This window comes from Streptomyces sp. LHD-70, assembly GCF_031157275.1.
Classification (GTDB): Bacteria; Actinomycetota; Actinomycetes; order Streptomycetales; family Streptomycetaceae; genus Streptomyces.
Genome location: NZ_JAVIFW010000038.1, coordinates 22,762 through 34,863, shown reverse-complemented (window position 1 = coordinate 34,863; position 12,102 = coordinate 22,762). Strand labels below are relative to the sequence as shown.

Annotated in this window: 12 protein-coding genes; all 12 read right to left on the bottom strand. The window is 68.6% G+C overall.

What is annotated here, in order from left to right:
- Positions 1 to 600: 600 nt before the first annotated feature.
- The 12 genes from RCO28_RS38020 to RCO28_RS37965 are packed head-to-tail and all read right to left on the bottom strand — an operon-like array spanning position 601 to position 12,100.
- Entirely contained in the window at positions 601 to 729 is a 129-nt protein-coding gene (locus tag RCO28_RS38020) for a hypothetical protein (RefSeq protein WP_308945969.1), read from the bottom strand.
- Entirely contained in the window at positions 726 to 1,400 is a 675-nt protein-coding gene (locus RCO28_RS38015; protein ID WP_308945968.1) for a hypothetical protein, read from the bottom strand. Before RCO28_RS38015 ends, RCO28_RS38020 begins: the two co-directional genes overlap by 4 nt.
- Positions 1,400 to 2,077, bottom strand: a complete 678-nt coding sequence (locus RCO28_RS38010; RefSeq protein ID WP_308945967.1) for a hypothetical protein — start codon at positions 2,075 to 2,077, stop codon at positions 1,400 to 1,402. The genes RCO28_RS38015 and RCO28_RS38010 overlap by 1 nt, the downstream gene beginning before the upstream one ends.
- Positions 2,077 to 2,664: a hypothetical protein gene (locus RCO28_RS38005; RefSeq protein ID WP_308945966.1), complete on the bottom strand. Its 588-nt coding sequence runs from the start codon at positions 2,662 to 2,664 to the stop codon at positions 2,077 to 2,079. The genes RCO28_RS38010 and RCO28_RS38005 overlap by 1 nt, the downstream gene beginning before the upstream one ends.
- Positions 2,657 to 3,271, bottom strand: a complete 615-nt coding sequence (locus RCO28_RS38000; RefSeq protein ID WP_308945965.1) for a hypothetical protein — start codon at positions 3,269 to 3,271, stop codon at positions 2,657 to 2,659. The genes RCO28_RS38005 and RCO28_RS38000 overlap by 8 nt, the downstream gene beginning before the upstream one ends.
- Before the next feature lie 28 nt (positions 3,272 to 3,299).
- Positions 3,300 to 3,839: a hypothetical protein gene (locus RCO28_RS37995; RefSeq protein WP_308945964.1), complete on the bottom strand. Its 540-nt coding sequence runs from the start codon at positions 3,837 to 3,839 to the stop codon at positions 3,300 to 3,302.
- A gap of 53 nt (positions 3,840 to 3,892) precedes the next feature.
- Positions 3,893 to 4,483, bottom strand: a complete 591-nt coding sequence (locus RCO28_RS37990) for a hypothetical protein (RefSeq protein ID WP_308945963.1) — start codon at positions 4,481 to 4,483, stop codon at positions 3,893 to 3,895.
- Positions 4,476 to 5,183 (bottom strand): hypothetical protein, encoded by a 708-nt coding sequence (locus tag RCO28_RS37985; protein ID WP_308945962.1) that lies wholly within the window; start codon positions 5,181 to 5,183, stop codon positions 4,476 to 4,478. The genes RCO28_RS37990 and RCO28_RS37985 overlap by 8 nt, the downstream gene beginning before the upstream one ends.
- A 59-nt stretch (positions 5,184 to 5,242) precedes the next feature.
- Complete coding sequence (locus RCO28_RS37980; RefSeq protein WP_308945961.1) at positions 5,243 to 6,082, bottom strand: hypothetical protein; 840 nt, start codon at positions 6,080 to 6,082, stop codon at positions 5,243 to 5,245.
- A 1-nt stretch (position 6,083) separates the two neighbouring features.
- Positions 6,084 to 7,346, bottom strand: a complete 1,263-nt coding sequence (locus RCO28_RS37975; RefSeq protein WP_308945960.1) for a hypothetical protein — start codon at positions 7,344 to 7,346, stop codon at positions 6,084 to 6,086.
- On the bottom strand, positions 7,343 to 9,148 hold the full coding sequence (locus tag RCO28_RS37970; RefSeq protein ID WP_308945959.1) for a hypothetical protein: 1,806 nt from the start codon (positions 9,146 to 9,148) through the stop codon (positions 7,343 to 7,345). Before RCO28_RS37970 ends, RCO28_RS37975 begins: the two co-directional genes overlap by 4 nt.
- A 33-nt stretch (positions 9,149 to 9,181) precedes the next feature.
- A complete protein-coding gene (locus tag RCO28_RS37965; protein WP_308945958.1) occupies positions 9,182 to 12,100 on the bottom strand; it encodes a hypothetical protein in 2,919 nt (972 codons plus the stop codon).
- Between the last annotated feature and the right edge of the window lie 2 nt (positions 12,101 to 12,102).

The following is a 12,102-nucleotide window of genomic DNA, read 5'->3' as shown; positions in this document are numbered from 1 at the left end:
GGAAGCAACGGAGCGACCAGGACCCAGAGTTCATCCGGAACCAACCGCTGTGACAGACCAGCACCCATGGCAAGGCATCATGCCGTAAAGATCTGACGCCACGTGAGACAACCTCTTAGCCTTGGCCAGAGCCCAGGGGATGCCGCCCTTGGAATGCTTGGCTGCCCACTCCTTCCCAGCCTTGTCAATCTCGGCCTTGGAAGCCTTGGTTGGGGTCAAGGATGCAACTTCCGCCTTCTCGCCACCATCCGTAGCGGGAGCCGCCGCGGAGTGGGAGGCAAACACCAGAGGCATTGCGGTAAACAGCGCCACTGGTAAGGCAGTTCGTCTCATTCTGCGTCTGAGTCGTTTACGAGTAGACAATCTTCGTCCTTCGCTAGATCCCTGTCGCGCCCCGGCATTCCTATGCGGCACTGAGAACGGCGAGCAACGGGGACAAGGAGGGACACATATGCCGTACCGGCCATGTCGGGAGTGACCCTGCACACGGTTGTAGACCTCACGATCACGATCGGGTCACAGAACCCTTCGGCATGACTAACTACCCATCTTTCACGTTCAGTTGGGTTGGCTCTGGGCTCGGCACGAGTGGCTCTCTTCTCAGCTCGGGCCGATGAACCCGGTCGTGTCGATGTCGGGCAGGGAGCCGATCATCGGGTCCGGTCCAGCACGTCGGATGACGACTCCGTCGGCGACGGGTTCGCGCCCGCCGTTTGCCGCCGAAGTCAATGATGCTCACGTTCGGCAGCGGGGGCGGGCGTGTCTGTTCCGGCCGCGGAGAGGCTCACCAGCTCGTTGGAGAACGGCAGGAACGTCATCCCAGTCGGGCGCCACTGCATGGAGTTCACAAGCTGCGCTTCGCCGGTGTAGTTGCGGTACAGGTGCCGGGTGTGGATCACCCGCGTCTGCCGGGGCTCGATCCACGTCGAGGCATCGATGGAGAAGGACTCCTTGGCCGTGTACTCGCGCGCGGCCGTCGTCGACACGCACTCGTTGACCGGGCCCCAGCCCGGTTCGGGGTCGTTGTCGTACCAGACCTTCGCGTTCGAGCCACCGTGGCCGAGAACCGGCATACGTACATAGGTGCGGAACATCATGATGATGTGCGCCCACATGCGCACTCCGGTGCGGTTGGTGATGGACAGGTCGTCGTAGACCGCTTCCATCAGCTGGCCTTGGGAGATCCAACCGGTGGTGGGCGAAGTCTGGTAGCCGTCGCGCCAGATGACGTACGACTCCTGCGGGTGGACCCACAGCCCCTGCTCGCTGTCGAGCATGAGGCCGTTGTCGTCGGTGATGTCGGAGGGGTAGGGCCAGGCCAAGGGGCGCGGGGTTCGGATCTGGAGATCGCCGCGGGCGTCCACGCCGAAGGCCGGGCCGGTGCAGATCGAGGTGACCATCAGGGTTGTCCGTTCGTCGGGAGGCCGCCCTGCCCGGTGGGCCGGGGCTGGGTGAGGAATCCGGTCGCGCGGACCGTGCAGGTCAAGTCGGCGTAACTGCCGGTCCCGATCGGCCAGTCGTAGCCGGTCTGCACCCATGCCCCGACCGCGCGGTGCAGGCTGGCGGTGCCGCCGGATGCGATGACGAGCTGGAAGGGGATGGTCACCGACCAGTAGATCTGGTTACCGAAGGAGACGCGGTCGCCGCTGATGCGGTCCCACTTCGAGCCCTCCGCCGGGGGCGCGGTCTCCCTCGCCCAGGCCAGTGGCTCGACCCATCCGTTGTTCGGCAGGCCACGGTGGACGCCGCGCATCCAGCAGGAGCCGTTGACGATGAGGTCGGCGCCGGGGTCTTCGTTGCGTACGTCCCAGCGGTAGACGGGTGAGGTCCAGTACCGGTTGGCGCCGGTCACTCCTGCGCCGGGGATCATGAGGCGTTCGTCGTCGGGGGCCTGCTGCTTGGGGCGCATGCCGCGTAGCTGGTAGTCGTGGACCCACATGCCACCCCCGTCATCGAGGCGGAGGCCGTTGGCGATGTTCTGGGGGGACTTGAGGGGCCAGCGGGCGTTGACTGGGCCTTTGACGTCCAGGACGCCGTCTTTGACCGCGAGGCCCTTGCCGTAGCAGTTCAGCGCCATCAGTGGGCTCCTTCGATCGCGAACCCGGCGGCGCGGACGGTCCAGCCGAGCAAGGTGAGGTCCGTGCCGGTGTGGTTGGTGACGGTCAACATCACCCGGCTCGCATACGTGCCGTGGCCGGGTACGCGGGTGGTGGGCATCGCGTGCGGGACACAGAGCGCTTGGACGCTGCCCGAGCGCGCGGACATGGTCGCGGTGGGGCCGTCGAGCATCGGCGCTTCGGGGTCGGTGAACAGAACCTCCCAGCGTCCCCCTGCCGCGTCCGGCGCGTGGCACTCGATACGGAGTGCCCAGTACAGGTCCACGAGCACCTGGGATGCTGCCGGGTTCGCCCACACCACTTCCAGGCCGGGCACCTGGTGCACGCCGCCGTCGGCGATGGTGACCAGGGCCGGGTTGTTCCAGCGCTCACGCAGGGGGTGGAGGACGGGGGCGGGGAGGGTGAACAGGCCGTCCTCGTCGTACATCAGGCCGTTGTACTCAGACAGCGTCACCCCGTACGGCCACGTCCGCTCAGTCGCGCGAACCTTGAGATCGCCCGCGTCGTTCACAGTGAACTCCGGTCCGTAGGACACCGGATCAGCCATCGACCTCACCGCCCTGCGAGGCGCCGCACAGGGTGAGCCGCCTGTGGCAGCCGGCCATTTGGAAGGACTGCAGCGCCATGTTCATGATCCAGGCGCGGGCGAAGACCGTGCGGGTGGAGAATGCGGGCACGCTGGTCCAGAAGCTGTAGCCGTTGGACAGGGCCACCTGCTCGATGTCGGCCGACACGAACGCCTGCGTCTGTCCCTCTTCCGGGGCCGCGTCGTTGGCGGCCACCAGGTCGAGGGTGAGGCTGCCCGCTGCCCCGCGGGGATACGTGCCGCGCAGGTGGACGGTGAACATGCCCAGGACGGGCATGGCGATGCTGGAGGGGTTCACGACGTCGATCGCGAGCGCGTCCAGAGGGAGCGTCGCACGGGAGGTGACGGTGGCTGCTCCGGCGTCGGCGTCGGCGGTCTCGGCGAAGGCTGCGGAGGCGGGGTCGGCCCACAGACCGCGGTTGACGTCCAGGTAGATACCCCGGCGTGCCGGGGGAATGACGGGCGGCTTGACCGGGTGGATGCGGAAGCGGATCTCGTGGTCTGGGCCGGTGCCCATCGTCGGCTGCAAGCACTCGTGCCGCTCCACCACCTCGGCGGGTGTCGTCACGAAACGCCCCTCTCTGTACGGTTGTTCATCAGGCGTCTCCGAGTCGGATCACGGTGAACGTGCCGCCGTAGACCTCGCCGAGGCCGGACGTGGTGCCGCTGACGAACGAGGCAAACTCCAGCTTCAGCTTCGAAGTCGCGAGGCCGACAGCGTTGATCGAGCACAGGCCCCGTACCTCCTGGCCTTCAACCGACACGAAACCGCCCGAGTTGTTCGCCTCGTCCAGCGGAGGCACCCGGATGTAGTGGCGGGCGCTGGTGGTCCCCGCGCCGACCGGCACCGACGCCACGACCTGATAGACACCGGGCCGCGTCGCGGTGATTCCATCGGCCTCCACGGTGAACGCCGACGTGGCGGCCACCTTCATGAGTTGCAGCGTGTGCCAGCTCGCATCCGACGTCGTGAACGGGCGAATGGACGCGCATGCGTACTGCATCCCGGGCAGGGGCTGAATTCCGGCGATGACCGTATCCAGGCGTTCGGCGAGCTGCCGGTAGTACGGAGGCCAGTCGTCGACGACGTCCGTAGGGGTGAGGTAGGGGATCTGGTACTGGGGTGTCTTCTCCACGCCTGTTCAACTCCACACAGGGGCTCGGGCACACACGACAAGGGGGGTGGGGGTCAGGGGGCGTCCCCCAGCCGGATCACGGTGAACTCCCCGGCGTGGACGATTGCGTTCCCGGCCGTCGTCGAGCCCTCGTCCGGGCCGATGAAGGAACGCAACTCCAGCTTCATTACGCCCTTGTGCGACGCCGCCGGGTCCACCACTCCAGCGGTGGCCAGAGTGATCAGCCCGCGTACCGTCGGCGCGGCCGGGTTCACCTTCACCCCGCCGTACACGGTCTGGTTCACGGTCTGGCAGCGGATGTAGTTGTGCGGCCCGTTCTGCCCGTGGTTCACGATCACGGTCGCCACCACCAGGACCAGGCTCTTGACGCTGGCCACGATGCTGTTGTCACCGAAGCTGAAGTCGCTGCCTGCCAGCGAGAACGGCTCAATGGGCGGGGCCAGCCAACCAGCACTGGTCGTCGCCCAGTTCAGACCCAGGCGCGCGGTCGCAGCAGATACGGCCACCTCCCCCGGCGGCACCGTCTCCTTGTTCGCGAGGACGCGCTCCACGCGCTCGGCCAGGCGCTTGTAGTAGCGGGGCCAGTCGTCGAGCTTGTCCGGCGCTCCCAGGTAGGGCAGCTTCAGGCCTGTCGTGTCATCCACCGGTCCGGCTCCACTCCTCACCCACCGCCTGAAGGGTCAGGCCGGTCGACGCCGCCGCCAGCGCGGACAGCGTCCGGCCCGCCTCGCGTTCGGCGACCTGCCCCATCGTTCCGATCGGCTCCCCCGACCCCGCCGGACCGCTGAGCCCGTGGAACGACGCCCGGCACTCGGCGACCGTGACCACGTCACTCATCTCGTTGCGGAGCCACAGGTTCAGGTACAGGCTCAATTCCTCGCCCGGCGCGATGACTTCAGTGACCGGCCACACGCCGCCGGCATGCCAGTCCTGAAAGCTCGCCAACGAGCCTTGCTGGTACGCGGCAACGGCAGGAGGGCGGTCGTACGCGTAGCGGGCGGGCTCGGCGCACACCCAGAGCGTGCCGCTGGCCTCGGGGACCTGGATGCTGGTCTTCCCCCTCCAGGTTCCCGAGATCATGAGCAGCGCGCTGGAGGTGTTCGAGACGGTGATCTTCGGCTGGAACGGTGCATGCCACTGCCCTGCCGCGATGGTCTCCTTCCCGGAGGAGACGGCGAGGGTGCGTGGCCTGATGTCGTTGGACGACGTCACCCGCAGTCCGCCCTCGTCCGCGTACAGCCCCGACGAGTCGAGCCCCCCAGGTCTCACGGCCTGGCGAGGGCCGAGCAGGATGAGCCGATGGCCGTCCAGGTCGAACTCTTCCCCGATACACCCGATGGCCATACCTCAGCCGCCCTCTCGGGTTGGTGGATTCAATGCCATGTCGCGGTCCTCTCGGGGGTCTAGCTGAGTTGGGTGTCCCAGGTGCAGCCGTCGAGGTCGAACCAGGTAGGGAACACCGTGGCGTTGTCGATCAGTACGGGGTCCTGGGCGAATTCGCCGGAGCTTTCCCCCCAAAAGCTGTGGTCGTGACCGCCTGCCGGATTGGTGGCGTGTCGGTGCACCACTCCGGCGGCCCCGGTACGGCCGTTGGGGATCGAGTGGGTGTGGTCCATGGACACGTCGTTGGCCTCGGTCTTGCCGTGCCCGTGATCGCTGATCCTGCTCGTGCGACCGGAGATGCTGACCCTGACTTTCCTCGGGTCGATGGCGGCGCCGGGGCGGGCGTGGATAGTGATGAGCCCGCCGTTGCCGATGGTGGCCCGCGCGACGGGGTCGAAGCCCTCCCATGCGCTGCCGATGGCGAACGAGACTGCGGTGCGGTCGCCGAGGGGGGCGGGCAGGAATCCGGAGGGGATCTGCCCGATGTCGAGGCCCTCCTTGGCAGAGCGGGTGACGTTGATGCGGCCGGAGAGATGGCAGCGGGTTCCGATCCGGGTCACGGTCAGGGTGCCGGTGCTGTTGATCAAGTCGATGGGCCGCTTGTCGGGGGTGGTGGCGGCCTTGAGCGCGTCGATGTCCTCGGGCAGCACCAGAGGCGGGATGATCTGCCACTTCTTGCCGTCGGAGGTCTCGATGTTGAGGACGCCTTCCCGGTCGGCGTCGGGGACGATGATGAACCCTCCCCCGGCCGGGGCGCCTTCGGGGTCTTCGAGGTCGTCGAGGCGTTCGCTCAGAGTTCCCAGGCGTTCGGGCAGCGCTGAGCGGTCAGGGGTGCCGGACAGGGACTTCGCACGAGCCATGTCAGCCCTCCTGCTCTTCCTGGTCTTTTTGTTCGTCGACGGGGTCTGCGACGCGGATGGACACGGGCTCGGCAGAGATCTGCACGCTCTCCCCGGACAGGTCAAACACCACGTGCACGTCGGTCAGGCGCATGGGGGTGTTCACGGGCCGGAGCCAGGTGTCGTCGAGGGCGATGGTGAGGCGTGAGCCGGGGATGAGTTCCTCGATCGCGACCGGTGCTCTCGACGACAGGGCGGCGTTGGACATCCGCAGGAACTCAGGCACCTTCGCCCGCTGGTAGGCCCGCTGCGCCGTCGCGGTCACCTCGGGCGTCAGGCGGGTTCCGGACAGGGCGGTGAGCTGCCAGACCAGGCCTCGCCAGCCCTCCTCGATCTTGCCGATCGTGGCGACGTTCGCCTTGTTCGACGAGTCGGGAGAGGTGACCTCGTTCTGCGGATAGGGGATCGACCACTGCTCGCCCCAGGTGTTCTTCGAGACCTCGGTGGCAACTCCCTGAAGCCCTTGGGCTTTTGCAGTGGTCATCGTTGCTGCGGCGTAGCCGTCGGATTCGATGGTGGGGCCTTCGCCAGTGAAGTCCTGCTCCGCGAACCTGAGTACGCGTCCGGCGAGGGAGCCGCCGCCTTCGGGGCCGATCAGGATCGTGCGGTTCACGCAGCAGATGTCGATGTGGTCCCGCGCCAGAGACTCAACTCCCGTCCACGCGGCTTCAGTCCAGGCCTGTCCCCTGCGGGACGCTTGGATGCCGGCGGGGGCGGTGCGTACGTACGTGAGGAGGTTGGGGTCGGACTGTTGAAGGGCGTTGCTGATGAGCCAGAAGGCCAGCTCGGTGGCGTCCATGGCGGCTTTGCCGGTGAAGCGGAAGTCGACGGGGATGGGGAGGACTTTGAGCCAGGCGAGGAAGTCCTCTGCGTGCAGGTCGAGGTAGTCGCGGGTCTCGCTGTAGGAGATGAACGGCCCGCACCAGACGGGCTGGTCGCTCTCGCCTCGGTAGACGGTGAGTTCGTAGGCCCACTCCGGTCGGTCCACGACCGTCGCGTCCAGCGCCGCCGCGAGGGCCCCGCATACGGGCTTGGACATGCGCACGTGACAGGTGGAGGGCTTGTCGAGGCTGCGGGTCCACTCCACTGATACGGGGTCGGTCAGGACGGCGACGACTCCCCCGGCGGCGGGCCCGCCCCGGTAGTGGATGACGACCGTGTATTCGTCGGGGCAGCCGATGCGCTGGAACGGCGGGTGGATGCCCTCGGCCGGGTCGATGCTCACGAGGCCTCCAGCCGTGCGGAGGCGAGGATCGTGAGGGTGGCGGTGATGGCCATGGGGTCGGTGACCGCTCCGCGTTCGGCGAGGGCGACGATGCACCAGGCCTCGGAGCCGGAGAACGTCGGCAGCTCGCGCAGGGGGCGGCCGGAGCCGTTGTAGACCGGGACGTCGTCGACGACCGAGCCGTCCGCGCAGCGCTTGGACATGGTGCCGGTGCGGCCGTCCATCGTCAGGACGGTGCCTGCGCCGAGGTAGGGGACGCCGAACTCTGCGACCTTGTCGCACTCGTCGAGGGTGTCCGGGTTGCAGTCAGCACCCAGCGTGCTGCGGTAGATGGAGATGGACAGCTTGCGCAGGGGCTTCGCGCCGGTCGTGACGACGATGGTGGGCGTGATCCGGATGCGTTCGGGGATGCCGCCGCTCTCCACGCGCAGGACGGCCGAGGCCGGGTTCATCGTCGCGATGCACGCGGAGGGGTCGACCGGGATCGGCAGTGTGACCGGCGGGCGGGGGCGCGCCTGGTAGGGGTCGGGGTCGCACTGTGCGCCCGGAGCGGGCGAGGGGGCGAGCGCGATGAGCTGGGCCTGCCCGACCCGTACCGCCCCGGTGGGGGCAGTGGGGAACCGGACGGAGGGGTGCATGAACACGGCCCTCTTTGGGGCCGTCGCGGTGAACGGCACGACCCCGGCCTGGCCGGTGGATTCGCTGACGACGGCGCCGGTGGAGTCCAGCCACGTCACGACCGGTACCCCGGGGGATTCCGCGGTGACCATCTCGGACGTGAACGTCACGTCATGCCCCGCCAGGACGGGCCAGCCACCGAGGGAGGGGTGTTCGTACACGACCCGCGATCCGGCGGCGAGGCCGGTAACGACGACATGTCCGTCCTCCACCACGAGGGTGCCGGGGCCGGTAATGGACCAGCCCAGGGTGTTGGTGCCGGTGCCGGTGGTCTGGTCGGGCTGGAGGACGTTGGAGCGGGTGCGGTTGCATGCCGCGGGGCCGGTGCACAGGCCGGACTCGGCGGGCACCCACTGGATGCACTCATCCGTCACGGTCTTCGAGCAGTCGATCGGGGTGCCCGGTACGCCCACCTGGTGGGCGGTCCAGCCCTGGCAGGGCCACAGCGTCTCGGTGACGAAGCCCAGTTGGGTGGCGAGGGTGACGGGCGGCCCGTAAAGCCAGGGGCGCCCGGCGACGAGCGTGAACGTGACCTCGGCGATCCTCGCACCGTCGGTATGACACCCGGCGGCTCCGGCGCGAATGAGCGGGTCCTCGTCGAAGGAGAGGAGCCCCACGTCGTACAGCGTCCGCCATGCCGTCTCGTCGTCGGCGGCGCAGTACGCGAGCAGATGCGCGGCCGTCCCGCCGCACGCGCCTGTGCCGTACGTCGGGTCGGTGTCCGCGTTCTCCAACGCCCACGCCAGCCACGAGAGGCCGAAGGAGAGCCCGGCTTCGCTGGTGGCCAGCGCGGTGGCCCGCACCCCGATCTCCCGGTGGGAGGCCCGAAGCCTGCCCAGGGTCGCGCCTGCGTGCGCCAGCTCGGTGAGGGTGCGTGAGCGGGTCGGGGAGGTCAGCCCGGTGAACTCCAGCCCGTACAAGCCCAGGAACTCTCGTGAGGCGGGCACGGCGTCGTCCCACCAGGGGGCGTCGGGGACCTTGCGGGCACGCCAGGCCGGGTCGGGGGTGGGGCAGGGCGGACATCGCAGGATGTGCCCCAGCCCTGCCTGCTCGGCGAGCGCATAGGTCAGCTCGTTGTCGATGATGCTCGTCGAGCCCAGGTCCAGGTAGCCGGTGTATGGCATGCGTTGGGATCCTCCCTTCGGTGCGGTGGCTCGTCAGGAACGGGTGCGGGCCAGGCGACCGGCAACGGCGAGAGCGACGGCTTCGGGGTCGCGGGCGGGGGTGACGATCTGCACGGTGCCCACCAGCGGCCCCGAACCCCCTGAGGCGGAACGGCTGTTGCTGCGGTGATTGGTGTCGTGGTCGATGAACGAGGCCGCTCCGGAGGCGTAGAGGAGTTCACGGGCCCGCTGCGGCTTCGTCAGGGGGATGACGACCTCGGGCCCGGCCTCGCCGATCAGGGCGCGGGTGGGGCCGGTGACGATGCCGCCCTTGGCGAAGGGCAGGAACTTCTTCAAGGGGCCGGGGATGCGGGACTTGATGCCGTTGATCAGCGAGCGGGCGGCGCTGGCGGCGAAGGACGCGAGTTTGCCGGGCAGTCCGCGCGCGAAGTTCAGGATCCGGTTGCCGATGTCCTTGGCCCGGTTCCAGGCGTTGGTGAACATCTGCCCGACCCGTGAGGCGAGCGAGGACAGGGCCGAGGCGATCCTGCCGGGGACGCTCCGAGCGAAGCTCACCACGGCGTTCACGCCGGTCGTGGTCGCGTTCTTGGCCGCGTTCCACACGCTGCGGAAGAACGAGCCGATCGACGACAGCAGAGACCGGATCGCGGCCATCGTGCGCCCGGGGAGCTGGGAGAAGAAGGTCACCACGTTGCTGATGCCGGAGGAGACCAGCGACACGGCCGAGGAGAAGAGGCGGGAGAAGAAGCTCACGATGCTGCTCACCAGCGAGGAGATGACGCTCAGGACTCGGCCGGGCAGTTGCGTGAACCACTGGATGATGCCGTTGATCAGGTCCGGGATGATGCTGTTGCCGACCAGGGTGTTGTAGAGGTTCTGGAACCAGCCCACGACCGCGCTGACCCATCCGGCGACCGTCGTCACGATCGATGTGAGGACGTCGGCGAACCAGGTCAGCGCCGCCACGATCGCTCGGATGATCGGCACGACGACGTTGATGGCGACCCAGCCCAGCAGAGCGGCGGCGAACTGGAGGATCGGGCCCATGACGGGCAGCAGCGCGGCCGCGAGCTGAAGGATCGCGCCGACGAGATCGAGAGCGGCCGGGACCAGGGGCAGGACCGCGTTCAGGATCTGCATGAACACGGGGATGAGCTGCATGAGGATCGGCACGAGCTGCTGCACGAACTGGCCGAGCATCGCGAAGGCCTGCGAGGCGAGTTGGGTGATCTGAGGCAGCAGCGGGGTGACGGCTTCCAGGATCGCCCCGAGCAGCGTCCCGATCGGCTCCAGCAGCGGGGCGACCGCCCGCAAGGCTCCGCCGAGGACGGTCCCGAGGAGGGTGCCGAACTCGGAGAGGAACGGCCCCAAGGCTTGCAGGACGGGCTGGAGGCCGGACACGAGCGCGTCGATGAACTGGTTGAGGCCGGGCAGGATCGCGGTGACGGCGGAGGCCAGGGCCTGCCCGAGAATCGACACGAGCTGCCCGAGCGGTGCCATCAACGGGCTGAGGGCGGTCAGGAGTTGGCTGATCGTCGTGGCGAAGGAGACGAGGCCGGGTCCGGCGGTGGCGAGGGCGGCTCCGATCGCGCTGATCGCGTCCGCCACTCCTCCGGAGAGGGCTGTGGCGATCTGTCCGACGACCGGCGCGACGCGACCCAGCGCGCTGAGGAGGGCGCCCCAGATCGGTGCCAGTGCGGCCCCGACCTGCGCGAGCGTCTGGAACACACTCACCAACGCCTGCTGGCCCTGCGCGCTCTTGGCGATGGCCTCGAAGCGTTGCAGCGTCTGCCCCAGCGTGCCGAGCAGCCCGCCGTTCGCGGTCTGCGCTGCCTGGAAGACCGCGCTGATGATGCCGCCAAGACCCGAGACGACGGAGCCGAGTTCCTTGAACGTCTGCACGGCCTTGTCGACCCAGGCCACGGCCCGACCTGAGGCCGCGGCGTTCGTCATCCAGCGGCCGAGCCGCGAGGTGACCGACTCGATGGCGCCGCCGAGGCGCGCGCCGAAGGCAGTTGAGATGGTGCCGGCCAGGTTCATGAACCCGCGTGTGAGGACGGGAAGCCCGGCGGTGAGGCCCGAGAGGGAGGCCCAGGTGCCGTTCATGACTTCGGTGAGGCGGGTGATGCCCTGGCCGGACTTGATGTAGTTCAGGACGCCGGAGGCGGCGCGGCCCCATTCTGTGGCGATGGCGGACAGGCCGGTGCGTGCGGCGGCGAAGAGCGGGCCCATCCCGGTGAACGCCTCGCGGATGCTGTCGAACATCGCCCCGGATACAGCTGACTTGAGCTGCTGGAACTCTCCTGCGAGGGGGCGGGCGGCCTGCTTCACGCCGTCGATGGACAGGGCGAGGGCGCCGAAGGCGACTCCTGCTGCGGCGAGGGCGGCGGGTGCGGTGGCGAGGATACCGACGGTGGGGGCGAGGGCGGCGGTGAACTGGACGAGCTGGGCTGCGGTCACGGCGAGCTGAGCGCCGAGGATCGCCACTCCCCCGGCCATGGCGCCGAACTTCGTCAGGGAGGTGAGCGCGCTGGCGGCGCGTCGGCCGATGCTCGTCACCGACGACATGAACCCGCCACCCAGCGCTTGGAGGGGTACGCGTACGGGCGGGATGCCTCGGGTGGGCAGACGCAGCCGGGAGGGCTCCAGGCGTACACGAACGGTGGGGCGCAGGGCGGCGAGGCGGGCGCGGAAGGCCGCCGTGTCGGGGTTGAGGCGTACCGATGAGGTCAGGCGTAGGGCGCGGACTTGGTTGCGCAGCTGGGTGGCGTTGGCGGTCAGCCTCACGCTGACGGTCAGGTTGGCGGTGACCTGGCGCAGCTTGCGGCGGAAGTTCGCCCAGTCCGCGTCCAGCTTGATCTGCACGCTGTGGTTGCGCAGTTCACGGCGCAGGGTGCGCTTGAACTTGCTGGTGTCGGCGTTGACGTCGACCATCGTCTCGGCGAGCGCCACTC

What these genes read in the sequence shown, in the direction of transcription:
- RCO28_RS38015 (WP_308945968.1), bottom strand. Translation starts at nt 1,400, where the DNA reads ATGGTCACCTCGATCTGCACCGGCCCGGCCTTCGGCGTGGACGCCCGC.
- RCO28_RS38010 (WP_308945967.1), bottom strand. Translation starts at nt 2,077, where the DNA reads ATGGCGCTGAACTGCTACGGCAAGGGCCTCGCGGTCAAAGACGGCGTC.
- RCO28_RS38005 (WP_308945966.1), bottom strand. Translation starts at nt 2,664, where the DNA reads ATGGCTGATCCGGTGTCCTACGGACCGGAGTTCACTGTGAACGACGCG.
- RCO28_RS37985 (WP_308945962.1), bottom strand. Translation starts at nt 5,183, where the DNA reads ATGGCCATCGGGTGTATCGGGGAAGAGTTCGACCTGGACGGCCATCGG.
- RCO28_RS37980 (WP_308945961.1), bottom strand. Translation starts at nt 6,082, where the DNA reads ATGGCTCGTGCGAAGTCCCTGTCCGGCACCCCTGACCGCTCAGCGCTG.
- RCO28_RS37970 (WP_308945959.1), bottom strand. Translation starts at nt 9,148, where the DNA reads ATGCCATACACCGGCTACCTGGACCTGGGCTCGACGAGCATCATCGAC.